This window comes from Paraburkholderia sp. GAS38 (assembly GCF_050434965.1).
In the GTDB taxonomy this organism is placed as follows: domain Bacteria; phylum Pseudomonadota; class Gammaproteobacteria; order Burkholderiales; family Burkholderiaceae; genus Paraburkholderia; species Paraburkholderia phenazinium_A.
In genome coordinates this window covers 270649-294784 of record NZ_JBNDJO010000003.1, presented here as the reverse complement: position 1 = coordinate 294784, position 24136 = coordinate 270649, and the positions used below count along the sequence as shown (strand labels likewise).

The 24136-nt window shown below is 59.0% G+C and carries 25 protein-coding genes; 13 read left to right on the top strand and 12 right to left on the bottom strand.

Going from position 1 to position 24136, the window contains the following annotated elements; all coding sequences use genetic code 11:
- Positions 1 to 8: 8 nt before the first annotated feature.
- A complete protein-coding gene (locus tag P3T42_RS08890) occupies positions 9 to 863 on the bottom strand; it encodes a MipA/OmpV family protein (RefSeq protein WP_083640247.1) in 855 nt (284 codons plus the stop codon).
- A gap of 452 nt (positions 864 to 1315) precedes the next feature.
- Here P3T42_RS08890 and P3T42_RS08885 point away from each other — a divergent pair, with 452 nt between their 5' ends.
- Positions 1316 to 1789, top strand: a complete 474-nt coding sequence (locus tag P3T42_RS08885) for a redoxin domain-containing protein (protein ID WP_429305965.1) — start codon at positions 1316 to 1318, stop codon at positions 1787 to 1789.
- A gap of 28 nt (positions 1790 to 1817) precedes the next feature.
- On the opposite strand, the gene P3T42_RS08880 is transcribed toward P3T42_RS08885, so the two are convergent.
- Complete coding sequence (locus tag P3T42_RS08880) at positions 1818 to 2588, bottom strand: APH(3')-II family aminoglycoside O-phosphotransferase (protein ID WP_429305777.1); 771 nt, start codon at positions 2586 to 2588, stop codon at positions 1818 to 1820.
- A gap of 112 nt (positions 2589 to 2700) precedes the next feature.
- On the opposite strand from P3T42_RS08880, the gene P3T42_RS08875 reads away from it, so the two are divergent.
- The 5 genes from P3T42_RS08875 (at position 2701) to P3T42_RS08855 (ending at position 5655) form a co-directional block, all read left to right on the top strand.
- Positions 2701 to 3333: an HAD family hydrolase gene (locus P3T42_RS08875; RefSeq protein ID WP_429305776.1), complete on the top strand. Its 633-nt coding sequence runs from the start codon at positions 2701 to 2703 to the stop codon at positions 3331 to 3333.
- 118 nt (positions 3334 to 3451) lie between these two features.
- Positions 3452 to 3814 (top strand): translation initiation factor Sui1, encoded by a 363-nt coding sequence (locus tag P3T42_RS08870; RefSeq protein ID WP_429305964.1) that lies wholly within the window; start codon positions 3452 to 3454, stop codon positions 3812 to 3814.
- Between the two features lie 82 nt (positions 3815 to 3896).
- Positions 3897 to 4322: a GNAT family N-acetyltransferase gene (locus P3T42_RS08865; protein ID WP_074294490.1), complete on the top strand. Its 426-nt coding sequence runs from the start codon at positions 3897 to 3899 to the stop codon at positions 4320 to 4322.
- Positions 4323 to 4632: 310 nt separating this feature from the next.
- Entirely contained in the window at positions 4633 to 4965 is a 333-nt protein-coding gene (locus P3T42_RS08860) for a hypothetical protein (RefSeq protein ID WP_429305775.1), read from the top strand.
- A 429-nt stretch (positions 4966 to 5394) separates the two neighbouring features.
- A complete protein-coding gene (locus P3T42_RS08855; protein ID WP_429305774.1) occupies positions 5395 to 5655 on the top strand; it encodes a hypothetical protein in 261 nt (86 codons plus the stop codon).
- 52 nt (positions 5656 to 5707) lie between these two features.
- On the opposite strand, the gene P3T42_RS08850 is transcribed toward P3T42_RS08855, so the two are convergent.
- Positions 5708 to 6448 carry a hypothetical protein gene (locus tag P3T42_RS08850; protein ID WP_429305773.1) on the bottom strand — a complete coding sequence of 247 codons (741 nt, stop codon included), beginning with the start codon at positions 6446 to 6448 and terminating at the stop codon, positions 5708 to 5710.
- Positions 6449 to 6667: 219 nt separating this feature from the next.
- Between P3T42_RS08850 and P3T42_RS08845 the strand changes: the two genes are divergently transcribed.
- Positions 6668 to 7021, top strand: coding sequence for a hypothetical protein (locus P3T42_RS08845; protein ID WP_429305772.1), 354 nt, complete (start codon positions 6668 to 6670; stop codon positions 7019 to 7021).
- 115 nt (positions 7022 to 7136) lie between these two features.
- Here the strand turns inward: P3T42_RS08845 and P3T42_RS08840 are convergent, their stop codons facing one another.
- Positions 7137 to 7670, bottom strand: a complete 534-nt coding sequence (locus tag P3T42_RS08840; protein WP_429305963.1) for a TetR/AcrR family transcriptional regulator — start codon at positions 7668 to 7670, stop codon at positions 7137 to 7139.
- 185 nt (positions 7671 to 7855) lie between these two features.
- Here P3T42_RS08840 and P3T42_RS08835 point away from each other — a divergent pair, with 185 nt between their 5' ends.
- Both P3T42_RS08835 and P3T42_RS08830 read left to right on the top strand, forming a co-directional pair.
- Complete coding sequence (locus tag P3T42_RS08835; protein ID WP_429305771.1) at positions 7856 to 8539, top strand: glutathione S-transferase; 684 nt, start codon at positions 7856 to 7858, stop codon at positions 8537 to 8539.
- A gap of 171 nt (positions 8540 to 8710) precedes the next feature.
- Complete coding sequence (locus tag P3T42_RS08830; protein ID WP_429305770.1) at positions 8711 to 10165, top strand: aldehyde dehydrogenase family protein; 1455 nt, start codon at positions 8711 to 8713, stop codon at positions 10163 to 10165.
- 214 nt (positions 10166 to 10379) lie between these two features.
- On the opposite strand, the gene P3T42_RS08825 is transcribed toward P3T42_RS08830, so the two are convergent.
- Complete coding sequence (locus P3T42_RS08825) at positions 10380 to 11009, bottom strand: TetR/AcrR family transcriptional regulator (protein WP_429305769.1); 630 nt, start codon at positions 11007 to 11009, stop codon at positions 10380 to 10382.
- Between the two features lie 445 nt (positions 11010 to 11454).
- On the opposite strand from P3T42_RS08825, the gene P3T42_RS08820 reads away from it, so the two are divergent.
- Positions 11455 to 12615 carry an alpha/beta fold hydrolase gene (locus P3T42_RS08820; protein ID WP_429305962.1) on the top strand — a complete coding sequence of 387 codons (1161 nt, stop codon included), beginning with the start codon at positions 11455 to 11457 and terminating at the stop codon, positions 12613 to 12615.
- Between the two features lie 43 nt (positions 12616 to 12658).
- Here the strand turns inward: P3T42_RS08820 and P3T42_RS08815 are convergent, their stop codons facing one another.
- The 3 genes from P3T42_RS08815 to P3T42_RS08805 all read right to left on the bottom strand — a co-directional run bounded on the left by P3T42_RS08815 (position 12659) and on the right by P3T42_RS08805 (position 14583).
- Positions 12659 to 13399 carry a Type 1 glutamine amidotransferase-like domain-containing protein gene (locus P3T42_RS08815; RefSeq protein WP_074294480.1) on the bottom strand — a complete coding sequence of 247 codons (741 nt, stop codon included), beginning with the start codon at positions 13397 to 13399 and terminating at the stop codon, positions 12659 to 12661.
- Positions 13400 to 13805: 406 nt separating this feature from the next.
- Positions 13806 to 14264, bottom strand: coding sequence for a hypothetical protein (locus P3T42_RS08810; protein WP_429305768.1), 459 nt, complete (start codon positions 14262 to 14264; stop codon positions 13806 to 13808).
- 58 nt (positions 14265 to 14322) lie between these two features.
- On the bottom strand, positions 14323 to 14583 hold the full coding sequence (locus P3T42_RS08805; RefSeq protein ID WP_429305767.1) for a hypothetical protein: 261 nt from the start codon (positions 14581 to 14583) through the stop codon (positions 14323 to 14325).
- Positions 14584 to 14888: 305 nt separating this feature from the next.
- Here P3T42_RS08805 and P3T42_RS08800 point away from each other — a divergent pair, with 305 nt between their 5' ends.
- Complete coding sequence (locus tag P3T42_RS08800) at positions 14889 to 15581, top strand: M24 family metallopeptidase (protein ID WP_429305766.1); 693 nt, start codon at positions 14889 to 14891, stop codon at positions 15579 to 15581.
- A gap of 76 nt (positions 15582 to 15657) precedes the next feature.
- Here the strand turns inward: P3T42_RS08800 and P3T42_RS08795 are convergent, their stop codons facing one another.
- Positions 15658 to 16032, bottom strand: coding sequence for a VOC family protein (locus tag P3T42_RS08795; protein ID WP_074294478.1), 375 nt, complete (start codon positions 16030 to 16032; stop codon positions 15658 to 15660).
- 75 nt (positions 16033 to 16107) lie between these two features.
- Positions 16108 to 17721: a tetratricopeptide repeat protein gene (locus tag P3T42_RS08790; RefSeq protein WP_429305765.1), complete on the bottom strand. Its 1614-nt coding sequence runs from the start codon at positions 17719 to 17721 to the stop codon at positions 16108 to 16110.
- A gap of 287 nt (positions 17722 to 18008) precedes the next feature.
- Between P3T42_RS08790 and P3T42_RS08785 the strand changes: the two genes are divergently transcribed.
- Positions 18009 to 20375: an LPS-assembly protein LptD gene (locus P3T42_RS08785; RefSeq protein ID WP_429305961.1), complete on the top strand. Its 2367-nt coding sequence runs from the start codon at positions 18009 to 18011 to the stop codon at positions 20373 to 20375.
- Positions 20376 to 20439: 64 nt separating this feature from the next.
- On the opposite strand, the gene P3T42_RS08780 is transcribed toward P3T42_RS08785, so the two are convergent.
- Positions 20440 to 20814: a hypothetical protein gene (locus P3T42_RS08780; protein WP_074294476.1), complete on the bottom strand. Its 375-nt coding sequence runs from the start codon at positions 20812 to 20814 to the stop codon at positions 20440 to 20442.
- 353 nt (positions 20815 to 21167) lie between these two features.
- Here P3T42_RS08780 and P3T42_RS08775 point away from each other — a divergent pair, with 353 nt between their 5' ends.
- Positions 21168 to 22322, top strand: a complete 1155-nt coding sequence (locus P3T42_RS08775) for a porin (RefSeq protein ID WP_074297096.1) — start codon at positions 21168 to 21170, stop codon at positions 22320 to 22322.
- A gap of 108 nt (positions 22323 to 22430) precedes the next feature.
- Here the strand turns inward: P3T42_RS08775 and P3T42_RS08770 are convergent, their stop codons facing one another.
- Positions 22431 to 23762: an ATP-binding protein gene (locus P3T42_RS08770; protein WP_429305960.1), complete on the bottom strand. Its 1332-nt coding sequence runs from the start codon at positions 23760 to 23762 to the stop codon at positions 22431 to 22433.
- Positions 23763 to 24136 lie beyond the last annotated feature (374 nt).

Sequence of the window (24136 nt, the reverse complement as noted above, 5' to 3'; positions counted from 1 at the left end):
CACTACGTCTAGAATTTATAGCCGACGATCGTTGCAACGTTCAATGACACACGACGCTGCACGATCGGGCTTCCCCCCGCATCGCCGACGAGGCGTGTCACCTGACCCGACGTTGTAACCGACCATTTGCGATTCAACAGGTGCACCCAGGTCAGGCCCAGGTCGACTGCATTGATGCCGCCTCCGGGACTGTATTGCCGGAATCCGGAGGCTGCGCTCTGCGACGCGTTCACGCCCCACTGCGTCTGGTTGTAAGTCGCCGACCCGAGATGCACCGCGGTTTTCGTCGTCAGCACATCCGACGCGGTTACCAGCATCGGCACCTCGAAAGCAACGCGCCATGAGTCGCCGATGCTGCGATTGCTCAACGGCACGTCTGCGGCGACGCTTACCGAGCCGACACTCGCGAAGCGGTATCCCGCCGTCACAGTCGCGACCAGCGCATTCGGCACGTCGCCCATGCCGCGCAGCGCGTCGGACCCGCTTTCGAAGGTCTCGTTCGTATCTTTGCGGCCGACGGCGTAGTTCAGCGAGCTGTCGATATAAAAGTTGTGCGGCAAATCCAGCTTGTATCCGACACCGCTTGTCGTGCCGATATAGACGCCAGACGGCGTCGTCACATTGAGGAGCGGGACCGGCAAGAAGTAGTACTCGTTGCTCCCGAGATATCGCGGTGCGAGGTCAATGCCGGCGCCCACAGTGACGTCGTACCCGTCGGCAAATGCAACAGACGAAACAGTAAAACCAACCACCGCCGAAGCGAGGTAGAAAGCAAAATTTGACTTCATTCGAGGGATCCGGAAACGGTAAAGCCACTCACCGCGCGTTGATGGGCGTGTCCGCGACGACACGTCGCGAAGCATCGACAGTCGGCTTCTGAGGGTAAGAGTTCGACGACGACCCGGATTCTATGGACCCTACATTGTGCAAACATTGCGCGCCGCGCCTGCCCGCATCATCGGAACGGATCGGTTGTCGCCCTGCAACATTCTTGAGCGGGCTTGCGGCGCCCCTGGCGAGCGTTAATGTTCCGGCAATGTTCCTCCCTCATAATTTCCGGGATTGGTTCCCGTACGAGTGGACAGTGGTCGTGGGTAGTTTTTCTCTAAGGCGATGCGCGTCACGGTCGGCGACCGGGCTCTGAACAGGAAGACGACGATGTTGCTCGTTGGGATGGTGATTGGATTCTTCGGAGGTCTAATGTTCATGTACATGTTTGCTCTGCTTCAGGTGCACGGATTTCGATGACTCCGCATAGATCAAACAGGATCAGAACGTGAACATCCCACATCTGGCGGGCCTGCGTCTGCCGGCCATGCACTTGACGTCCACGGCGGGGAGTATCTGTGAACTCACGGAATTACCCCACGCGCTCCTGATTTTCACGCCCTTCGTCCTTCCGCAGGACGAGTCGATGGCGTGCCCCTGGGAGGGAGACGAGTCCGCCATCGCGGGACTCGAGGCGCTCATTGGCTTTGCGAGGTTGTATGAGCAGTTCGAATCGCGAGACATCCGGCTGTTTGGCATTACGACTCAATCGCCACTTGTACAGAAACTGGTCGTCGAGATACTGGCGCTGCCGTTTCCATTGTTGAGCGACTCGCAGCGGACTGTGTGTCAGCAGTTGCAACTGCCAACGACATATCGAGGCCGAGTCCCGCGAAACCGCCCGATAATCATTGAGGTACGTAATGGGAGCGTGGCGTACGTTTGGGATCCGCTTGCTTCATCGGGTCAGTGCGCAACGCGGATTCTCCGGCATGTGTCGAACGACGTTGGGCGGAATTAGTCGCTTCGCTCATGCCTGATGGCGGCAATCAGAAGAACTCGTCCAGCAAGCAGTAGAACGCCATGCGCCGGTGATCCGGCTCTACACCATAGTCGCGAAAGAAAGGCTCCACCCACGCCTGGCCGAGATTGCGCGCAATGCTTCGCGCGGTCAGAGCAAGGTCTTGATAGCGGTCGCTAACGCCGAGGCGACCGCAGTCGATGAAGCCGGTGAAGCCACTTCCTTCAGCCATGAAATTCGGCAGACATGCGTCCCCGTGGGTCACGACAAGGTCATACGTCTCCGGGCGCGTCGACAGCAGCTCAGCGAGCGCATCCGTGGCGGTTCGCCCTCGCCGCTCAGTGTCGAAGTCTGCCTTATCAACGAGCCCAGCGTCGACACGATTGCTGGCGGCGGCTATACGCTCTTCGATGCGGTGATTGAAGGGACATTCCGCAATCGGTACCTGGTGCAGGCTACGTAATGCCATCGCCAGAATGCCGACGACCTGGGATGGAGACAGGTCTTTAGCACTGGCCAGATCGAACCCGGGGACCGCCGTCATGAGCAGCCAGTGGCGGTTGTCTTCCACCGCGTCATCAAGCACGGTAGGTGCCGGCAGGTCTAGCCGTTTCATCCAGCGAAGGCGTTCAACCTCCCCAGGAAGCTCACTGGGCAAGCCGGTAGGCTCGGACTTCAGGAACAAATACTCTCCACTGCGGCAGCGGATGCGCAATACTTCCGCGCCTGATTCTCCAATCACTTGTCGTTCGACCCGCGCCCCTGCGAATTTCTTACGCCATCTGGTTGGGATATGCATGGGGTCTCCACACGGTGGTCCGGCGAAAATTATATTAGCGAAGCAGCAAGATTGTGGACGACAATCGGGTTTTGACATCCATTCTCCTCCTTCAGTCATGAGAATAAGAGCGGTGTTCTTCGATGTCGGCGAGACCTTGATCGACGAGAGTCGCGATTGGGGCGACTGGGCCGACTATTTGGGCGTATCGCGGCTCTCGTTTTTTGCCGCGCTGGGCGCGACCATCGAACGCGGCCAACATCACCGAACTGTGTTTAAGCTCTTTCGGCCGGATGCCGACTTTGCGGAATTGAAGCGCCAACGCGAGTTGTCTGGCAGCGCCTTTTCACTCGCAGCGGACGACTTCTATCCCGACGCCATCCCATGTTTGAGCCGCTTGCGGAATGAGGGAGTCCTTGTTGGGATCGCGGGAAACCAGCCGCTTGAAATCGAACGGGCACTGCATGCTCTCGGCGCTCCGGCTGACCTTGTCGCGTCCTCCGCGTCATGGGGCGTGCAGAAACCGGCGCCGGCATTTTTTGAGCGCATCATCGCCTCTACCCATGGATTAGACCCAGCCGAGATTGCATATGTCGGCGATCGACTCGACAACGATATCGAACCGGCGCGGCGTGCCGGAATGACTCCGGTTTTTCTCCGCCGCGGCCCGTGGGCACACGTGCAATCTGCATCGGGGCGTTTCCCCATCCCTCTGCATACGATCGACAGCCTGTCGTTCCTTCCGGAACTCCTTTGTAGCCTGTAGGTTGCCAGAAGGGCTCATGTCGATCGAGAGAGCCGGCGCGCCGCCAGAAGCGGCTGCCAAGGCGTACCTGCTAAACTCGCCTGCATCCCCGACCTTAGTTTCTTTGAGTAAGCCAATCATGAAGAGCAGTTCAAAAGGCGGCCTTGTTTATTCCACCGACGGCGGGCAGATGTGTCCCGAATGCAGGCAGGCGATCGCGGCATGTGTCTGCAAAGCGGTTGGCGCGAAACTACCGGTAGGCGATGGCGTGGCGCGAGTGACTCGCGAGACTAAAGGCCGAGGTGGAAAGAGCGTGACGATCGTCAAGGGACTGGCGCTCGATCCTCCAGCCTTGACCTTGCTAGGCAAGCAACTACGCACGGCCTGCGGTTCTGGTGGCACGGTCAAGGATGGCGTGATTGAAGTACAGGGCGACCACTGCGAGCAGGTCATCGAAACGCTCAAAAAATACGGCCACCGGGCGAAGCGAGCCGGAGGATGAGCGCATCAGTCAGCCGGACGGCACGATGAGTATCACACTACGACCGGATACCTCTGACGCGAGCGCAATTCGATTGCGTCAGATGTCCGAAGGTGTTGTGGATAGACAAGCGCTATTTGCGCTCTACAAACTGTCGCTGCACGAACATATCGAGCAGACATTCGGTTGGGACGAGAGCTTCCAGCAAGAGCGATTCAACACCTCCTATCGAGATCCGGAATTCATTTCGATAACCTTCGGATCGGTAACGGTGGGGTATGTCGCGCTCAAGGATGAGATCGAGGAAGTTCACTTGTCGCTCTTGCTCCTGCAACCAGACTATCGCGGTCGAGGGATCGGTCGACAGGTGATGCAAACGTTGATGGCACGTGCGTCCGAATCCGGCCGGCCACTGACGCTGTCATGTTTCTTGTGCAATCAAGGGGCGATGCGCTTCTATCAGAAGCTCGGCTTCTCCATCGTGTCAAAAGATGAGCACTTTGTGACGTACCGATTAGCCGCCCTTTAGTTGAGAAACCGGTGTGTGCGATGCGGGGCAATTGTCCCGCGGCATCTATCGCAATCTGATGAAATGTCGTGCAGGAACAACATGGCGTCGATTGACAGACGACGCGTTCACATAGACACTTCACGCTATGTTGACGAACCACTTCCCCTCATTCGCGGAGCAAGGCGGCACGTACATCCATCAGGATGCACTGCGGGGGGCCCGTTCGCGTTAGATTCAGGAAGTGTTAATCAACAGGCCTCTCCGGAAACGGATGAGGCCTGTTTTGTTTTTAGCGTCTCCGTTTCCGGTCTTACTAACGGAGATAACTATGAACAAGAAAGCATCGCCCCGCGCCCTGCACGGCCAGCCCGTCCAAACGATCTACCCGACTCGGCATCCCACCGAATCGAAAATCGACGAGGACATCCACGATCGATATGCGACCGGACAAACCATGCCGGTGGCGCGGACACGGATTTTCCATCCATTCGAATACTGGGTGCAGGAACCGGCGGGAACTCGACATGCCGCGGAAGATGTCCCGACTGACTCACATCATGGCCGAGCAATCCAGGGCAGGCGCTTCACGCGGCCGGTGATCGTTCTCGCGTGGTTGCACGATTGTGCGACGCGCTTGTTCCACCTGGCGCGCGGGCCTTGAAATGCCTCGGCTAGCGGGCTCGTGGCTCACTGAGTTCTGCGAGACCTGACGAGACGGTGCAAGATACTTCTGCAACTGACCCGCGGGTAGTGGCGCGTGCCGCTACTGCCCGCGGGTCAACTACGAAAAGCCTCTTCTTAACGATCGGACCCAACACTGACCATGCCGCTTGAAACCGTCCGCCTTGATCGAGTTTCGGGAGTCACGCAGACCGCGCAGAACCGGAAGCGCGTCACGCTGTTGGAATTCGAAAGCAAAAACACGCGATAAGCGACCATACGACAGCGTTTTGAACCGGCGCTTGTGGTAATTTCGAAGCTCGCTGCAGGGGCGGACTGCGCCTCCAATGTTCCGCAGAATCTAGCCACGTACCGTGGACGCATTCGTCACCGGTCATATTGTCAAAGTGACGTGCTGGAGTTGACCATCATGAAGTCGTTTTACCTCGCGGCGACCCTCGTCGTGCTCACCGCCGGCTGCGCCTCGACATCGTCGCCCGCGACCAGCCAGACCAACCAGCCGGGTTCAGCCGAAACGGATAGCTACATCCTGCATTCGCCCGACGGCGCAACATCCGGCGATTCCGCGTCAAGGCCACCGAGGCTCACCGTCGGTGTCAGCGATCCCAATACTCAATTGATTCTGCCGTGGTTCCTCAACGACATCATCAACCTCGTGAACTATCGCTAGTCTCTCAACGACTTGCGGCGGTGGAACGGCGCCCCGCTCCTGGCCGGCCCTGCTACCCGGGTTGGATAGAGCGCGTCATCCTGCGCAGTTGGCGCGGCAACACGATGTACATGCCCCACGCCACGAGGCCTAGCCCGCGAAGTATCTCGGCGACATGATGGGGAAACCAGATGGCCAGTTCGGCGATCAGCAGACTGCCTGGGACGGACCACACATAGGTGGTCACGCCTAGCAACGTTGCTCGCCAGAGGCCGAATGGTTCAGTGCCGGAAATGGCGTGCGCAATGAGTCCACTTCGTACCATGTATCCCGCGAGCGGCAGGCTCAGCAGAAGGTAGATCAGGATGGCCAGAACGACCGGTATCTCCATGAGCGTAAACGGCCATGCGAACGCCGTCCTCGTTGCACCAGACGTCATCAGATGCGTCGCGAATGCCATGAGCGGCAGAGTTGCCGTCGCAACCAGAGAGTGGAAGGCGAAAAAGCCGATGACGACAAACAGCGTGCTCGCAAGCCATTGACGCCAGGCGCAGGACCACCATAGGTACAGGCGCTTGCCGAAGCCCATGACCGGGTTGAGCCTGAACAGAGGCCATCGGTCCGTAAGCAACGTGAGGCCCGTGACGACGACAAGCAGTACGCTCGCCACAACGAGCCCGTTGGCACTCCACATGAAGGTTCGCGCGTAATCTCCGGTAGCAAAAGCGGTCGGCCCGGACGCGGTGAAATGCTGCAGATGTTGAGCGACGTATTGCGAGGGATCGACCGCCCGCGTACCATCGTTTGCTACCATTTTGTCCCCCTTCGCTCTCGGCGCGTGAACCAAAACGCATACATCGACCGGCGTGGGGAATGCACCCGAAGCGCGGTCTCGCGCGCAGGCGCACCACCAATGCGCCCAGTACCGGAGAAACCTGCCTAGGGGATTTATAGTACAAAAAGGCTTGGAATCCGCACCTGCCTTACGCCGCGACAACAAAAATCTTGACGCAAGGTTAATCAGAAATAACACATGGGACCAATCACTTGCCGAAATCAGATTCGCGTCCGTCTGATCAAATTAATGATCTCAGGCGCATTGATCACTTCTGTTTCAAGTCTTGCGCGCGCTGCCGACGAGTCCCAACCTATCGCAACGGACCTCCACGAAACGGTCGTCAAGGTGCCGATGACCGAGCACGGACTCTTTGGCGATCACGAACGTGACATAGTCGCGACCACCTATATGCCTGATGGCCCCGGACCGTTTCCGTTGATCGTTTTGAGTCACGGTAGTCCGCCCGATCCGCAAGACCGCCCGAAGGTCGGCCGTTATCGCGAGTTGCCGCAGATTCGGACATTTGTCGAACTCGGCTTCGCAGCATGAGGCGACCTTGAGGCTGACACCTGATCCGACGTTCGTGGGTCTGCTCCTGCGGAAAAAGCGGTCGTCCGCACTTCGTGGATCCGAAAATCCACATGGACCGATTTTCTCGCCACTGTTAAGCCGGCAGAAGACCCGCAACGCGATAGCTTTCAATTAAGCCGTCATATAGAGAAATATCCGAGCGACTCCTGGCAATAAGCTGAGCGCCTGCCACGGCCGCGAAGATGGCGCGAGCACGCCGTTCGCTATCTTCGGAGCTGACGACGCCCGCAGCGGATAGCACCTTACTCAGCCACGCAACATTCACATCCGCAAAGGTCTGGACTTCTCTCGTCACCATTTCTGGCAGGTCATCAGTTTCCGCGGCCATGAAGCTGCAGAGGCATATGCGATTACCGCTCTCAAGCGCCTTGCGAAACGTATCGGGGTAGTGGCGCAGGCAGTCGATCGGATTTGCGGATCCGGCCAAAAGTGCATCCAGAGTAGCTCCTGAGTCCTCCCAATAGCGCCTCGCTACCGCTGCGCCGAGATCGGCCTTGCTTGCGAAGTGATGGTAGATGCTCGCAGCCTTGATGCCGACATCTTCAGCGAGATCACGAAAATTCAAGCCGCCATAGCCGTGCGCCTGCGCAATCTTTGTGGCGGCCATCAGGATTTGCTCCCTGGAACTCAAGCCCGAGTTGTTCTTCACTGCTACCGCCTCCGCAAGCTGGAATGACTGTTGACAGATGCAATTATACCCCCTATCGTAAACCTAACGAACGTTAGGTAGAGAGACGATCCATGCCTCCCATACGTCCGGACGCATGTAACAGACCGCTTAGAGAGGCAAACATGACAACCAGCAGCATCAATTTCGATTTAGCCAAACTCCCAATCATGACGATTTACGATTTCCCCAAAGGGCCTTATCCGACACGCGTCCGTATCGCTCTCGCCGAGAAAAATCTGCAATCGCATGTCGAGTTCGTGATGGTCGATCTTTACAAGGGTGAGCACAAAACGCCCGAGTTCATCTCCGGGAAAAACTACTCAGGCACGCTGCCGGTCCTCGAACTCAACGACGGAACCTGTATCGCGGAATGCACCGCCATTACCGAATACCTCGATACGCTCGATGGTGCACCCACGCTGACCGGCAGAACACCGTTCGAAAAGGGCGTGATCCACATGATGAGCAAGCGAGCCGAGCTGGAGTTGCTCGACGCCATCAGTGTCTATTTCCACCACGCCACGCCAGGGCTCGGGCCCAACGTCGAGCGCTATCAGAACGCCGAATGGGGGTTTCGTCAGCGCGACAAAGCCTTGAGAGGCATGCACTACTTCAATGACGTTTTGAAAAAGCAGCCGTTTGTCGCAGGGGATGCTTTCTCGATGGCCGACATCACCGTCATTGGCGGCCTGGTCTTCGCGTCGATCGTGAAGCTGCCGGTGCCTGAGGAGTGCGAAGCACTTCTAGCCTGGTACACGAAAATGCGGGAACGTCCGAGCGTCAAGAACCAACCGGCGTTTGCGTGAAATCGCGACCTTGGCCAGCCGTCGTCGATGCAGGATGGCCAGAGGAGGCGAACGTCGCGCAGCACACCAATCAGTCGCAGCGGCGCCGCGTATTGCGCGCCGCGCTTATCTCCCGAGCGGTCAGTTCCCGACCGCGGGAATCAACGGAAAGTACTCACCGGAGAATCGTACATGTCTGCATTACCTCAAACAACTCAACCCAACGGCGTTTTTGACGGCCCGTACTATCTCAGCATCGCCGGCAAGCTCGTCGAATCGAAAGACAGCTTCGATGTCATCAATCCGGCCACTGGCAAAGTGCTAGCCGAAGCACCCGCGGCGACGGCCGAGCAACTCGACGCAGCCATTGCCGCAGCCAAAATTGCGTTCAAAAGCTGGTCGGCACTAGGCTATGACGGTCGTCAGAAATACATGAACGCCTATGCCGACGCACTTGAAGCCCACCGCGACGAGCTGGCACGCCTGCTCACACAGGAACAGGGCAAACCGCTCAGGACCATGGCCGAGCCGGAGGTTGACCAGTCGATCTCGTGGATCCGCCAGATCGCCGAGCGCCGCATCCTCGTAGAAGTTGTCGAGGAGACCGCCGAACACATCGTTGAACTGCATCACACGCCGCTTGGCGTGATCGGCGCAATCACGCCATGGAATTTCCCGGTGCTGCTCGCGCTCTGGAAAGTGGCGCCGGCGCTGATCACCGGCAACACGATGGTGATCAAGCCTTCGCCATTCACGCCACTCTCTGCGCTGCGTTTCGGGCAGATTGCCCAGTCCATACTGCCGCCCGGCGTGCTTTCCATCGTCTCAGGAGGCAACGAGCTCGGCCCGCAACTGACCAGTCATCCAGACATCGCCAAGATAAGCTTCACCGGTTCGACGGAAACCGGGAAGCACGTGCTGCGTGCAGCCGCAGGTACCGTGAAGCGTGTGACTCTGGAATTGGGCGGCAATGACGCTGCGATCATACTTCCAGATGCGGACTACAGGTCAATCATCCCGCAACTGTTCTGGGGAGCAGTTGGAAACTCGGGGCAGTGGTGTGTCGGCATCAAACGACTCTATGTCCATCGCTCGTTTCACAAGGAATTCGTGCAGGCGTTCATTCACTACGCACGGCAGCAAAAGCTGGGCGACGGTCTCGATCATGAGGTCACTGTTGGTCCGGTCCAGAACAAGATGCAGTTCGACAAGGTAAAAGCCTTCATCGATGACATTAAGGCCAATGGCCAAAACATCGTCCTTGGCGGCGACGTCGACGAGAATCTGCCCGGCTACTTCATCCCGGTCACCGTGGTCGACAACCCGCCCGAAAGCGCCAGGATTGTGCAGGAAGAGCAGTTCGGTCCGATTGTTCCGATCATCGCTTACGATGATGTAGAAGATGCGATCGCGCGTGCGAACAACAGCCCTTTTGGATTGGGTGGGTCGGTGTGGGGGCGCGATACGGCGGCAGCAGTTGCTGTCGCAAACCGTCTGGAAACGGGCATGGTATGGGTGAATGAAATCCACACCCAAGGGGTCGATATTCCGTTCGGAGGCCACAAGCAGTCTGGCCTGGGCACGGAGCATGGCTTCGAAGGGCGGCTGCTTTTCACCAACCCGAAGACTGTGTTGATCCGGAAATAGATCCCATCAACACTGATGCAGGGCACGATCCGCGCATTGTCGTCCACGGCGAATCGTGGATGTACTGGAGCGTTCCCGTCGCGGGGAGAGATAGCCCATCTCCCCCGCAATTTTTTTGCTGCCAATGTGCGCTGAACGGCAAGAAGCCGTCGTTCAGCCGCCGTGAGCCCGACGGCCAGTTCGACTTGCGTCCGACCGGGAACATTGGACCGGATCACCCCTCGGAGGCAACCCACCGTTGGACACTAACGTCTGCCAGCGCCTCGAATATAGCCGGCGTGCGTTCCAGGCGGGCGATCGTCCGCGCGCCTTCGAGGGCGGCTACCAATGCGGCTGCGGTAGAGGACGCGCGCGCGGGAGCAAAACCGCACCCCCTAAAATGCTCCGCAATAATCTCGGTCGACTCAACAAATCCGCGCGCTACCCGTTTGGTCAGCTCAGCGTCGAGCGCAGGCAACTCATTCGCCAGATTTTGCATTAGACATCCATACTGGAAATCAGAGGCGACCATTTCGGCCGCGAATGTCCTGAAAATCTGATGGACAAAATTCAGGGCATCACCCGTCGTATTCGCCGAGATGTCCCGTAATACAGCAATTCGATTCGCAATGTAATTATCGATTGCTTCTTCTGCGAGTTGTGCCTTGCCGCGTGGAAAGTGAAAGTAGAACGATCCTTTAGGCGCACCGCTTTCTTCAAGGATCTGGATCAATCCCGTCGCGGTGTAGCCCTGGATGCGGAACAGTCGTTCGGCCGTGGCAATCGCGCGAGCGCGGGCGTCAGTCTTACGTGGCATGCCGGGAACATAGCACGTTTCGCTTGATGATTCTATGGTGATTGACATACTATGGTGATCACCATATTAGGAGTCCGGTGATGCGCCCCGACCCAATCGCCAGCCAGGAAGGTTCGTTCAGCGATGCGCGGCCTGCCCAGATTGCGGCAGGAGTCAATGAAGACGAAACGTGCGGGTTTGCTCGCTCACCGTACGCAGAGCGCCTTCGTGTCGGGGCTGATCGTCCTCGATTGCCCGGCCGCCTTGCGAATTGTTTGCCGCGTGGGTTTTCGCTGAAGCTGAAGACAGCGCTTGCAAGCGGACGGTACGTTCCGTCATGAGTCATCCACTTAGCTTCAAGCCATCGGCGTCCCGACGAGCCGTCTTAGCGATGGGCGCGGTCAGCCTCGTTGCGGCTTTAATTCGACCCGTCCGCGCAAACCCCATAGGAGGAATTGATTTGACCACATCAACATATGGCGAGGGAACGCTTCCCAAGGGGGTCCGCTCGCGCATGATCCGTGGGGTCAACGGCCTTGATGTCCATATTCTCGAAGCCGGTTACGAACACCCCGGCCGGCCGCTCGCATTGCTTCTGCATGGCTTTCCCGATTTGGCTTACGGCTGGCGACACCTGATCCCGCTTCTGGCTGACGCCGGCTACCATGTTGTGGCGCCCGACCAGCGGGGTTTTGGCCGTACCACCGGTTGGGTGAACGACTATGACGCCCAGCTAGCGCCCTTCAGCCTCTTGAATATGACGCGCGACGCCCTCGGATTGGTTTTGGCGTTGGGGTATCGGCGCACGGCAATGCTTGTCGGGCACGACCTCGGCTCGCCCGTGGCGGCCTATTGTGCGCTGGCCCGACCTGACGTCTTTCCCTCGGTGGTGCTGATGAGCGCACCGTTCCCCGGTCCGCCGACGCTTCCCTTTAACATTGCGGAAAGCGAGGTATCGTCGGTTCAACCGAACAGTGGCACTCAAAACCTGGCGGCCGCGCTGGCGGCGCTCAACCCGCCGAGAGAGTATTACCAGCAATACCTGAGCACACGGAAGGCGAACCAGGACATGTGGCAGCCCCCTCAAGGCTTACACGCGTTTCTTCGTGCATTTTTCTACGTCAAGAGCGCCGACTGGCCGGGGAACAAGCCGCATCCGTTGAACGCGCTAACCGCCGCAGAACTTGCACAAATGCCCCCCTATTACGTCATGGATCTCGGCAGGACGATGCCCGAGACCGTTGCTCCATTCCAACCTTCGGCCGCCGAGGTCCTGGCCTGCAAATGGCTCACCGAGCTGGAACTTGGGGTGTACACGGAGGAGTATGGCCGCACTGGGTTTCAGGGCGCCCTGCAGGCTTATCGCGTCTTGTCCGATCCTGACCTGAACGCCGAGTTACGCCTGTTTTCGGGCAAGACGATCGATGTCCCTTCGCTCTTCATTGGCGGGAAGAGCGATTGGGGCACCTATTCGGCGCCGGGCGCGCTCGATCTTATGAGGATGAAAGCGGCGACGAGAATGGGTGGCATCGAGCTGATAGACGGCGCCGGTCACTGGATCCAACAGGAGCAGCCGGTTCGGCTCAGCGAGCTCCTGCTCGCCTTCATCAGTGAGCAAATTGAGGCAGCGCCGGCCGGTTCACCGCGTCTAGTTAAACCAGGGAGTCTCCTTTGAAACAAAGGCACCATTTGCGCTTTTTTCGCCACGCACGGCCCCCCTACGCAACGGGCAAAAACAATTTCCACTGACCTTCGGAAACGACCTGGACTGCACCATCGCTCACCGCGATGGCGGTCTGATCATCAATGGCATAGACCGGCAGCGGTATCCTGGCGGCCCATTTTTCAGCATTCTCCAAGGAGGCATCCGGATGAGCCGGATTGTCGAAATGCGGGATCAATGCAAAGTCGACCCAACCTGCTCCGTGAGCGGTGACGAGCAGGCTTGCAACCTCGCCCTCTGCAGTTGCGAACGAAAAGTTCTCAGACATCAGCGCATCGCGATTACCACTGGGCGGCTGGGTGTAGTTTTCCGAAAATGTCGAAGACACCGCCATGCTACCGGCGCTAACGCCCACGTAAACCAGTTCATCTCGCAGTGAAGGCAATAGCTCGGCAAGGCCGGAACGACGCATCCAGTCAGCGAGATAGACAGGATCACCGCCCCACACCAACAGGGCATCCGTCTCTTCCACCAGGGGGATCCAATCTTTTTTAGAGAGGCTCGGCAGTGCGGTGAGTTCCAGAACGCCCAGCGACTTCCAGCCCAGTTCGCACAATGGACTTCGCGCTTTTCCAGCGAACGCCTGCCACGCCATGGCAGCATGGCGCGGATAGGCATACATGGCAGTAGGAATGAAGAGCGCGCTGCACTCGGCGATAGGCTTGCCCAACAGATCCACCAGTGCGGCGTGAATGCTCGCGTTGGTGATGCCGCCGGACGTCAGAAGAAATTTCATTCGGTTTCCATCCTTTCTATGAGCATGTTTAGCAACTCATCAGGTTGACGAATGGCGCCCATCGAATTCGACAATCGTCCGCATTTATTTTTTCAGATGTGCATGGCGGCGGTGACTGAGCAGTATCTCGGCACGGGTCTAGCTTCATGGCCGTGTTGAGCACCTTTCTGGTATCGCGCCATTTTGGTCGTCACGGAGTCCCGAGATGGGCCGCGCGCCGTCGGGAAACGGTTCCCAGACTATCGGCCGAGGGACGCGGCTACGGATTACCTGTCCCCGATCACATGGATCTCGAAGAGTCGCCGTATCATGTCTTTCAAGGCGACTCGCTGATCCGCCCGAACGGAACGGCAGTCGCAGGCGATCAATAGCACGGGTAGTGAGTGCCTTATGGCGTGCACGCGCTTTATTTGGGGCTGGCCGAGTCGCACGCACTCTGCACAACGGCGTCGTATGCACTGCTCGAATGATCGGCGACGCGGTAACTCATCACCTTTTCATTGCGGATGAAAACCTCGGTGAGCAGGTTGCCGACATCGCCGCTGTAACTGTTTTTCGTATTGACTATCAGGCACACGCGATAACCGAACACGGCAGGCGCTCCGGGTGCAGTTCGCGTCCATCCTGTCGACGGTTCATTCAGATATTGCACCACGGCGCTCGAAGGTTCCTTGAACGTCGTCTGCTGATAAGCATCGATCAGAGCCTTGTAGTCCTTAGGGTAGGTGCCGTAGGTCCCGGCCTCCGGCGTGTTCTTGTCAGGCACATCGGCGCAACCGGTGAACACGCCTGCGATCAATACCGCTGCAATCGCGGCCCCCAGCTTCGTTTTCATCGTTTCACCTACGCGGACGGGCTTTTTCATACGGCGTCTTATCTCTTGTCTGTACTCTTTTGTGGCGACAGCGTAGTCGGACCTGCCCTTACTGCGCTGGGTTAGCTGCTCCGGAATTTCCGCCATCTTGCGGTTGGGGGCGATGATGCACTCCACATTCTATTTCGTGAGGCTGTCCATCCCTAAGCGTCACCGAAACTTTTGTACCCACCGGCTTCCCGTCGCAAGCTGCGGCGATTGCCGGGTTGCCATGAAACTGACCGCCTCCGCCGTCTCCATTGTTTTGCGATTGAGCATATGCCATTGAACCGGCCAACATCAGCAGCGAAGCAATAAGCGCATTCTTCATGATCAATTCTCCGTAATGTGTTGTAACCGGGTCAAGCGTCTCTCCACTCGGGAATAGCCCGGCGCCGCAGTGCCAGGAACGCGTTTCGACGAAGACACTGTGTGGAAACGGCGTTTCCACACTCGCGTGCAACAACAGGAAACCCCGTGCGACCAAGAGTACGATACGGTGCATTGCATTTCTATGCGCCCTCGTCTTGCAAAATCTTTCGTTCCACAGTGTTTGGACTATCGTCGATTCGACACCCCCGATCCGCCCGACGTCAATCCATCCCGTCCGCCCAGATTGCAACCACGGAGCCTGTCTTGCCGATCCCATTGAATAAACCAGTTCAAGCCGCGGCCAAAGAGGTATTGCAACGGCTGGTTGAATACATAACACCCGAGTCCACAGAGTCTTCGATCGCATCGACAGCGACTGCGATGCTCGCCGAACGCGGCTATTCGGACACGTGGTATTACGACTGTCCCGCGTTTGTTTTACTGGGTTCTCGCAGCAAGGCTTCGTTGTCGGGGCGAGTGTACGAGCCCAGCAGTGAACCTGTCGGCCTGAAAAATCTTGTGACCGTCGACCTCAGTCCGCGAAGCGGGGATATCTGGGGCGACTGTGCGCGCTCGTTTTACATCGAAGAAGGCGTAGCACGCCTCGCGCCCATCTCTTCGGAGTTCAGATCCGGGTACGAAACCGAAAGCCGTCTGCATCAGAGGATGCGTCTGTTTGTCCAGCCGGATACCTCGTTTCACGATCTGTACGAATTCGCCAACGAGCAGATCCGTCTGGAAGGATTCGAGAACCTCGACTTTCTCGGTAACGTGGGCCACAGCATTTGCCGGCACAGAGACGACCGGTTGTATATCGAAGCTGGGAATCGTCGCCGTCTGGGAGAGGCAGGATGTTTCACCTTCGAACCTCATATAGGCGAGCGCGGCGGGCCCTGGGGCTTCAAGCACGAAAACATTTATTACTTTGACGACGCCGGGACTGTGATCGAATTGTAAGAGCCTACAGTCGGCTTATGCCAGGCTGCGATCGGCAGCACGCAGCCTGGCCTGGCGAGTCCGCTTGATGAAAGGATCAGGCCTCAGGTTGATGGCAGACCACTTCGATGTTGTGCCCGTCCGGACCAATGACAAAAGCGGCATAGTAGTTCGCGTGGTAATGCGGGCGCAGACCCGGCGCACCATTGTCTTTGCCGCCCGTTTCCAGCGCTGCGCGATAAAAAGCGTCGACTTGCTGGCGATTCTCGGCAGTGAACGCCAGGTGAAGATGCGCCGGCTTCTCCTCACTCTGATACAGGCACAATGAAGCCTTACCCGGCGGGCTAAGCTCGACACCGTACGTCGGCACCCCCTCCGCGATCACCGCTACGCCGATCGGTTCGAGTGCCTTGACGAAGAACGCTTTGCTCGCTGCATAGTCGCTGACTCCGAATTTGACGTGGTCGAACATGAGGTCTCCTGAAGTGTGCAGGCCTGCGCGAAGCCTAACGTGATTGAGAGATCATCGCGATCTTGCCATACGTCGTCACAAGTCGCCACTGCTGCACGCTTGCCGTACCTGTTCGATCAGCTCGGACCACTTCGCGCCCAAAGGCTGGCGGAACAGACGAATCGTCTCGGGATACCAGGGAGAGTCGGTGCGTCCATGCATCCAGCGCCAGTCGATTTCCTCAGCCGGCAACATCACCCAGCACGGCGTTCCGACCGACGCGGCGAGATGCGCAATCGACGTATCCACGCAGATCACAAGGTCCAGTTGCGCGATGACGGCAGCGCTATCGGCCATGTCCGTCACCTCTGAACCGAGATGCAGCAACGGCTGATCGACGGGCGGCGACTGGGCTTCGTCCTCGCCCTTTTGCAGACTCACGAAGCTGAGTCCAGGCACGCGCCAGAGCGGCGCCAGCATCGTGAGCGATTCGAGCGACCGGTGGGCGTCGTTCTGATGTTGGGCATTGCCCTTCCATACGAGGCCAATCCTGCGTCCCGGAGGAAGAGCGGCAAGACGCGCGCGCCAGACTTCCACGAGCGACGATTCAAGCTTCAGTTGAACCGGCGGCGGAATCGTATCCACCGTCGTGCGCATATAAAGCGGCGCACTCATTGGGCTCATCCAGTAATCGTACTGCGCCGACGCTGCCCATCCGGCCTCATGGGTCAGCAGCACATCCACCCCTTCGACCGTCGCAAACAGCCGGTGCAACGATGGCGCGCAGACAAACGCAATCTGCGCGGCGCCTTGTGCTTTGAGCAGCGGAAGATAGCGGCCAAAATGAATCGCGTCGCCGAGGCCGCCCTCCTGCCAGACCAGTAGCTTTTTCCCCGCCAGCGGTTCGCCCTGCCAACGCGGCCGGCCTATGACTCTCTGCGTCTTGTACTGGAGCGACATGGGGTCCGCGTGACGTGCTTCGTATAGACGCCAGCCTTCGTCAAAGCGTCCCACGCTGAGCAGCAGCATAGCCAGTCCGTATCGCGCGATGTGGTAGTCGCTGTGAATGGCGAGTGCCTGGCGGTAGGCGTCCTCTGCCTCAGGCAGACGTCCCAGTTCCTTCAGCACGTTGCCGAGGTTGCTGTGGCCCATAACGAAGTCGGGACGCAAGGCAATGGCCCGCTGATACGCCTGCGCCGCTTCGTTCCAACGGCCAAGCGGACGCAGCACGGTGGCAAGGTTGTAGTGAAACTCGACGCGCTCGGGACGCGTCAACGCCGCTTGCCGGTAGGCCGTCTCGGCTTCGGACAGGCGCCCGAGATCCTGCAACAGCGAGCCAAGCTCATTGTAAACATCGACAAGATCAGGACGCACGTCGAGCAATTGGCGAAGCAGCGTCACCACGTCGTGCAATCGGTTTTGCCCTTTCAGGAACGTACTGAGGTTCGTATACGCGTCCACGAATGCGGGGTTCGCTTCGATGGACCGGCGCCAATAAGACTCGGCATCGACCAGCCGCCCCAGACCCAGAGAACTGACGGCGGCAACCTGCAATAGCTCGGCTAACAGTTTTGCATCTAGAGGCAGCTGCGAGTCGATCAGCGGCAACACTTTATTCAGCGCTTCAGTGAATTTCGCGGACGGGTCCGGCGCAACGGCCGGACGGCCGCTGCCAGTGCTGGATGGGTCGCCCGACGGTGATGCACACATAGCGGATGCCTGATCGCCAAAATGAATTGACGCCAGCATAGCAGGAGTGAAAACGCGTGCTTCGGATGCCTCGATAAGAATCCGTAGCGAACCCGTAACACGAGAAACGAGCGCGCAAGTTACTGTGCCTGTCTACGCAACGCAACGCGTCGCGCACCCATCACGCCCGAAGCCAAGCGCGGACCCGCGAGGGCTCCGCACGTCCGTGATAAATCAATTCTTGTGGGAAGCCAGAGTCATTGTCCGATAGCAGGAAGTGGATCTATCAACTGCGCGTACCACCCGGTATGACGGTGCGGTTGTTACGCAGGTACCTGAAACGCGCGTCTATCGTCTGGAGTCTGCGTGCGCCTCGCCTCGCAGCCATCGCCGCGACGGTAGCCAGTCTCACCTATTCTCAGGCTCACGCGCAACTCAGCGGCGCGTCCGCGCAACCCCAGTCGCTTGACGGCCCCTGGGGTCTGCGCTTTGCGCCGCAACTCGAGGAGCATCTGCTGCAAGCGGGCGAATCGGCGGTCGAATTCGGTCTGGCCGATATGGCCTACGGCGTAGCGGACACCGGCATCGCGCTTAAGGGCCACGGCGAAATACGGGCGAGCGTCACCGTCGTGAAAGGCGATGCCGTTTACTACGACGAAGATACCGACGTGGCCGATGCCTACGGCCACGTGCACGTCGTGAGGAATGGCGACGTCTTCGTCGGTCCCGAGGCGCACATGCGGATCGATGCGTCGGAAGGCTACATGACGACGCCGAAGTATCGCTTCAACCTGACAGGCGGCTCAGGCAGTGGGCAGCGTATCGATATCGTCGACAACGACCGCTCGGTGGTCCATCAAGGTACGTATACGGCGTGCCAGTGCGCGGACGATCCGGCCTGGTACGTGAAAGCCTCGCGTTTCGATATCGACAATGCAACGAATACCGGTGTAGCGCGCAATGGCGTCATCTTTTTCCAGGGCGTACCCATCTTCGCCAGCCCCTGGATGTCGTTCCCGCTCAACGGCGACCGCCGCAGCGGTCTGCTGCCGCCCACCTTCTCAGTGAGCTCGACGAATGGCGTGGACATCGAGCTTCCGTATTACTTCAATCTCGCACCGAACTATGACCTGACCCTCACGCCGCGCATTCTGTCGAAGCGCGGCGAAATGCTTTCGGAGAACTTTCGCTATCTTTCTCCCAGTTATTCTGGAAGCCTAACCGCTTCTTACCTGCCCGACGATGCGATTACCAAAACCAACCGCTATGCGATCAGCTTCGTCCACAATCAGAATCTCGGTGATGGCTTTGCTGTGTACGCCAACTACAACCGCGTATCGGATTCGAATGTCACAACCGACCTGGCGGAAGGCAGCGCAGTCCCGCTGACGTCAACCACGGAGTTCCAGCAGGAAGCGGGCTTGACCTACAACAATGGGCCCTGGTCGGTGCTGCTGCGGGATCAGCACTGGCAATCGTTCACGACCAGTCCGACTTACAACCGCGAACCGGAAATCGACGTCAAGTACGCGAAATACAATGTCGGTGGTTTTGATTTCGGCGCCGACGCCGATGCGACGCGCTTTACCATCGCCACCGCCGATTCCACCCAGGGCAGCCGCCTGGTGTTCGACCCATATGTCAGCTACCCGATGGTGCATCCGGACTGGTTCTTTACGCCGAAGCTGCAATGGCACTTTGCCGCGTACGATCTGTCCTCCATCAGCAGCACCGCGCCCGTCGGCCAACCCAAGACTTTCAGTTATAACGTGCCGACGCTGAGTCTCGACTCAGGCATGATCTTCGAGCGAAGCGTCCGCATTTTCGGCACGGACTATATCCAGACGCTGGAACCGCGGCTCTACTACGTCTACACACCGTATCGCAACCAGACGTTCGCACCGATCTTCGATACCGCTCAGGCCGACTTCGGTCTCGCAGAAATCTTCACGGCCAACACGTTTGTGGGCGGCGATCGTGTCGCCGATCTGAATCGCCTGACGAGCGGCCTGACGACGCGCTTCATTGACCCATCTACGGGCGACGAGCGCGCACGCTTCACGATTGCTCAGGAATACTATTTCACCAATCCGGAAGTCACGCTGGTGCCCGACGAACCGGAAACCGACCTGCGCGGCGCCGACGTCACCGTTGGGGCTTCATACAAGATCGGGCGCGGCTTTTCGGCAGAGCAGTCCGCGCAGTACGACGAAGAGTACGACCGTATCGACGATGTCACCGCGGGCTTAACGTGGAAGCCGGCGGACCATGAGGTCGTCAACGTGGGGTATCGCTACATTCGCGACAACACGACGATTGACGATGAGCCCGAAAATCAGGTCATTGTGTCGGCCCAGTGGCCGCTGACTCGCCACCTCTCAAGCGTCGGCCGGATCAACTACGACATGCTGTCGCATCGCTTGATTGCAGGCTTGCTCGGCGTTCAATACGACGCGCAGTGCTGGTCGCTGGGTCTGGCAGTACAGAAGTACACGGAAGAAGACGACACCACAGGTCAGCCCACCAGCGGCACACGGGTGCTGCTGCAACTGCAACTCAAGGGATTCTCCAAGGTCGACAATGGCTTGCTCGAGCAGTTCAAGGCGAGCGTTCCCGGCTACACGCCATTGCCGTCCTCAACACCGCAGGACTCGCGCTTTAGCAACTACGAGTAGGACGGGGCCGCAGCAGCGCATCCCCGTTGCTCACCTCGTTGAACGCGTCACGCTGAAAGACAGTTCAATTGACCAGGGAACTCATCGCGAACTGCATGGACGGCTGCGCCGTCAACGCCATGTCCAGTCTGGAAAGACTCGGCGGGGGCAGCGAAAACGCGAGCCAGCCATAACCGGCGTGCCGGAGAAGAAGAACGACGCCCTCGAAGATCGGAGTTCTGTCGACATGCCAGCACGGGTCGATTTCCAGTGGGTAACTCGTCGACGCCTCCGGTTGCGGCGGCGGCGCCGGCAGCATGTGGGCGCGGATCTGGCCCAATTGAAGAATGAGCTTATCGATTTCATTGGCATCGAGCAGTGCGGCACTGTTACCAATGACAAAACGGAGCGCGGCGGTTCCGGATTCTTGCAGCGGTTCGACTGACATGCGTTGATACATAGGGATACCTCTCGATACGGAAAGCCAGATGCTGCCTTGAGAACCCAGCATAGTTCAGATCGCCACGAAAGATGTTTCAGGCTGTTTACGCGTTATTAGCATGGCAAGGACACGACGCGATCCGCCCTTAATTACTAACTTCGGAGCACGAAAGGAGGTGTAAGTCCGTTGTGGTGCGAGGCCAACGGTTCGCGCAAAGCGGTGTGAGCTAATGACGACATCCGGCGAACGTTGGCCAGTCAGCCGGATATCAAAGGCAATGTCGCATGCTCGCCCGAAAGGATCCGGATGTTGCAGTCGATCCGATTGCAGCGCGCGTTGCGCTATTCAAGCTTATCCTCGGAGAATCGCAAATGAAAAAGTCCGTTGTGACTCTGGCGCTGCTGGTTGCAGCCGTCAAAGTCGCCTACGCTCAAAACAGCATTACCCTGTACGGGCTCATCGATGAATCGATCCAGTACACCCATAACGCCACGTCGACCGGCAGCAATCAGGTTGGACTCTATTCCGGCAACCTGTCGGGCAGCCGCTGGGGGCTGAAGGGCTCGGAAGATCTGGGCGATGGACTGAAGGCCATTTTCCAGTTGGAAGACGGCTTCAACGTGAACAACGGCAAGATGGGCAGCTATAACGGCACCACCTCGGAGTTTGGCCGCCAAGCCTACGTCGGCCTGCAGAGCGACCGTTACGGCACGTTTACCGCCGGCCGTCAGTACGATCCGCTCGTGGACCTCGTTCAGGGCATGACCGAAGATAACTACTTCGGCAGCACGTTTGCGACCGCGGGCGATGTCGACAACTACGACAACAGCTCGCGTACCAACAATGCGCTGAAGTATGTGTCGCCGGTGTTCGGCGGCCTGCAGGTCGAAGGGCTTTATGCACTGGGCGGGACAGCGGGTTCGACCGGCTCCGGCCAGACGTGGTCGTTAGCCGCGGCGTATAACAACGGCCCGCTCGCGCTCTCCGCCGGTTACTTCGTGGCGGACAACGCGAACTCCACCACCGTGCGGACGGGCTGGTCGTCGACATCGGACGGCACCTTCGACGGACCGGTCAACTCCGGCTACGACACGGCCAAGTCGATCAACATTGCGCGCGTCGCAGCCCAGTACGTTGCAGGCCCATACACGTTCGGTCTGAGCTACAGCAACTCGATGTATAAGGCCGACGCCCAATCGGCGTTCGTGGATACGGAGAAGTACAACACCGGGCAGGCTTTCCTGAACTACCAGGCAACCCCGGCACTGTTGCTGGGTCTCGGCTACAGCTACACGAGAGCGAGCGGCGACACAGGCGCGTCGTATAACCAGATTTCGCTCGGCGCGGATTACAGCCTCTCGAAGCGCACGGACGTGTACCTGGTCGGCGCGTGGCAACACGCCAGTGGCGATCAGTTGAACAGCGACGGCACCGTCAGCAGCGCCGAGGCGTCTATCGGTTCGTATGGCGTGGCAGGCACCAGTTCGCAAGACATGGTCAGCATTGGCATCCGTCACAAGTTCTAACGGCACGCGCGGGTAACCACGCTGACAGCCTCGAAGAGCCGGTCACCTGCGTCATGCCAGGTGACCGGCTTACCGGGTACCTGAGCGGGTGCCTGAGCGGGGCCTGAGCTACCCCAACGCCTCAGGCACGAGCGGCGCCAGCAGGATGGGCGCAGGAATAGACGCAAGCGGGAAGCTCATCAATATCCGCAGGCCGCGGCCATCGTGATTGCCGAGTTCCCATTCCCCGCCGGCGCGCCGCACCAGCCGTTCGACGATCGTCAACCCCAGCCCGCTATGACCGCTGCCGCCGCGCGCCGGGTCGAGCCGCACGAAGGGTCGGCTCGCGTTGATCAGATCCTGTGCCGCAATTCCGCCGCCGCTGTCCTGCACCGACAAGGCGTAGCCCATCGACGTGCGAGTGGTCGCCACCATGACAGGCGGCGCACCATAGGCATGCGCGTTGTCGAGCAGGTTGGACAGAATGCGGTCGAGCGTAGCGGCCGGCAGCAGGAAGCCCGGGCCCGCCTTCAGATCGGTCAGCACGCGGGCCGCGCCCTCTCCCACGGCCCGGTAGCTGCGCACCACACGCTCGCACTGCGCATCCACCTCGACGGCTTCGCTGCGATCGGCGCCGTCGTGAGCGAACACCAGAAACTGCTCGACGATATGCGTCATCGAATCGACGTCGCGCACCACGCCGTCGCGCACCTTGACCTCGTCCATCATCTCGGCGCGCAGGCGCAGCCGCGCGAGCGGCGTCTTCAGATCATGCGCGACCCCCGCGAGCATCACCGCACGATCGTTCTCCGTGCGCGCCACTTCCTGGACCATCTGGTTGAAGCCATGCGTCAGTTGACGCAATTCGCGCGGACCCCGTTCCGTCACCGGCGGCACCGGCTGGCCGCGGCCAAAGCGGGTCACCGCGCTGGCGAGCGAGCGCAACGGCTGCTGCAATTGCCACGCCGCAAAGAGGCCTGCCATGACGGCGGAAACGAAGATGAGAGTAAGCCATAGCACCGTATTCTCGAGCGGACGAGGCCCCCCCAATGGCTGGAGCGGCACCACGATCCAGTCGCGATCCCCCGATTGATGCACCCACAGCGTAGGTGGAGCCTTGCCCAGCTTGCCGACGCGCACCTCGGTGCCCGGCGGCATCCGCTCGCGCACCGCGTCGAGAAAGCGGCTGAACGGCGTGTCCGTATGCGTCGGCAACGGCGGAACGGTCGCGCTCGTCAGTTCGACGACCCGCACCCGCGAGGGCAGCGGCAGGTTAGGCGTGCTGGCGATGTGCTGGCGCACGGCGTCCACGAGGAACACGGCCTCTTCCACGGCATAGCGGGCTTGCATCTGATCGCCTTCGAGGCGAAACAGCGCGTATCCGGCGAAATGCGAGAGCAGCAACACGACGATGACCAGCAACGCCAGCCGCCCAAACAGCGAGTCGAGCGTTCGGTGCAGGCGGTTTGCCATCCGGGACACATAAGGCTCCGTGACCCCGCACGGTTCGAATAAATCGTGGGGTGGGCGGATTGAATTCGTGGTCATGGCATGAAGCGTCGCGGACAGAAAACAAACTTATAGCCCAAGCAATCCTTACAGAGGTTGCGGCGGTTTACGAAGCGTGAACAGGTAAGGCCGCGGAATGCGTCTTGTGCAGAAGCAGCGCCGTCCAGACGCGAGGCGGCACGTAAACCGACGTAACCGGTACGTAACGAAAGGGGCCGTTGCGCCCGCTACAGTCAAATGCAACGGTGACTTCGTCATCGCTCTGGAGCGGACATCATGAAGCAGTACTTTTCGACAGCCGTAGTGGTTGCATTGCTGCGTACGAG

Excerpts from the sequence above, each read along its gene's own strand:
- P3T42_RS08890 (WP_083640247.1), bottom strand. The coding sequence starts at position 863 with ATGCTTCGCGACGTGTCGTCGCGGACACGCCCATCAACGCGCGGTGAG.
- P3T42_RS08885 (WP_429305965.1), top strand. The coding sequence starts at position 1,316 with ATGCACTTGACGTCCACGGCGGGGAGTATCTGTGAACTCACGGAATTA.
- P3T42_RS08880 (WP_429305777.1), bottom strand. The coding sequence starts at position 2,588 with ATGCATATCCCAACCAGATGGCGTAAGAAATTCGCAGGGGCGCGGGTC.
- P3T42_RS08870 (WP_429305964.1), top strand. The coding sequence starts at position 3,452 with ATGAAGAGCAGTTCAAAAGGCGGCCTTGTTTATTCCACCGACGGCGGG.
- P3T42_RS08865 (WP_074294490.1), top strand. The coding sequence starts at position 3,897 with ATGTCCGAAGGTGTTGTGGATAGACAAGCGCTATTTGCGCTCTACAAA.
- P3T42_RS08860 (WP_429305775.1), top strand. The coding sequence starts at position 4,633 with ATGAACAAGAAAGCATCGCCCCGCGCCCTGCACGGCCAGCCCGTCCAA.
- P3T42_RS08855 (WP_429305774.1), top strand. The coding sequence starts at position 5,395 with ATGAAGTCGTTTTACCTCGCGGCGACCCTCGTCGTGCTCACCGCCGGC.
- P3T42_RS08850 (WP_429305773.1), bottom strand. The coding sequence starts at position 6,448 with ATGGTAGCAAACGATGGTACGCGGGCGGTCGATCCCTCGCAATACGTC.
- P3T42_RS08845 (WP_429305772.1), top strand. The coding sequence starts at position 6,668 with ATGGGACCAATCACTTGCCGAAATCAGATTCGCGTCCGTCTGATCAAA.
- P3T42_RS08840 (WP_429305963.1), bottom strand. The coding sequence starts at position 7,670 with ATGGCCGCCACAAAGATTGCGCAGGCGCACGGCTATGGCGGCTTGAAT.
- P3T42_RS08835 (WP_429305771.1), top strand. The coding sequence starts at position 7,856 with ATGACAACCAGCAGCATCAATTTCGATTTAGCCAAACTCCCAATCATG.
- P3T42_RS08830 (WP_429305770.1), top strand. The coding sequence starts at position 8,711 with ATGTCTGCATTACCTCAAACAACTCAACCCAACGGCGTTTTTGACGGC.
- P3T42_RS08825 (WP_429305769.1), bottom strand. The coding sequence starts at position 11,009 with ATGTCAATCACCATAGAATCATCAAGCGAAACGTGCTATGTTCCCGGC.
- P3T42_RS08820 (WP_429305962.1), top strand. The coding sequence starts at position 11,455 with ATGATCCGTGGGGTCAACGGCCTTGATGTCCATATTCTCGAAGCCGGT.
- P3T42_RS08815 (WP_074294480.1), bottom strand. The coding sequence starts at position 13,399 with ATGAAATTTCTTCTGACGTCCGGCGGCATCACCAACGCGAGCATTCAC.
- P3T42_RS08810 (WP_429305768.1), bottom strand. The coding sequence starts at position 14,264 with ATGAAAAAGCCCGTCCGCGTAGGTGAAACGATGAAAACGAAGCTGGGG.
- P3T42_RS08805 (WP_429305767.1), bottom strand. The coding sequence starts at position 14,583 with ATGAAGAATGCGCTTATTGCTTCGCTGCTGATGTTGGCCGGTTCAATG.
- P3T42_RS08795 (WP_074294478.1), bottom strand. The coding sequence starts at position 16,032 with ATGTTCGACCACGTCAAATTCGGAGTCAGCGACTATGCAGCGAGCAAA.
- P3T42_RS08790 (WP_429305765.1), bottom strand. The coding sequence starts at position 17,721 with ATGTGTGCATCACCGTCGGGCGACCCATCCAGCACTGGCAGCGGCCGT.
- P3T42_RS08785 (WP_429305961.1), top strand. The coding sequence starts at position 18,009 with ATGACGGTGCGGTTGTTACGCAGGTACCTGAAACGCGCGTCTATCGTC.
- P3T42_RS08780 (WP_074294476.1), bottom strand. The coding sequence starts at position 20,814 with ATGTATCAACGCATGTCAGTCGAACCGCTGCAAGAATCCGGAACCGCC.
- P3T42_RS08775 (WP_074297096.1), top strand. The coding sequence starts at position 21,168 with ATGAAAAAGTCCGTTGTGACTCTGGCGCTGCTGGTTGCAGCCGTCAAA.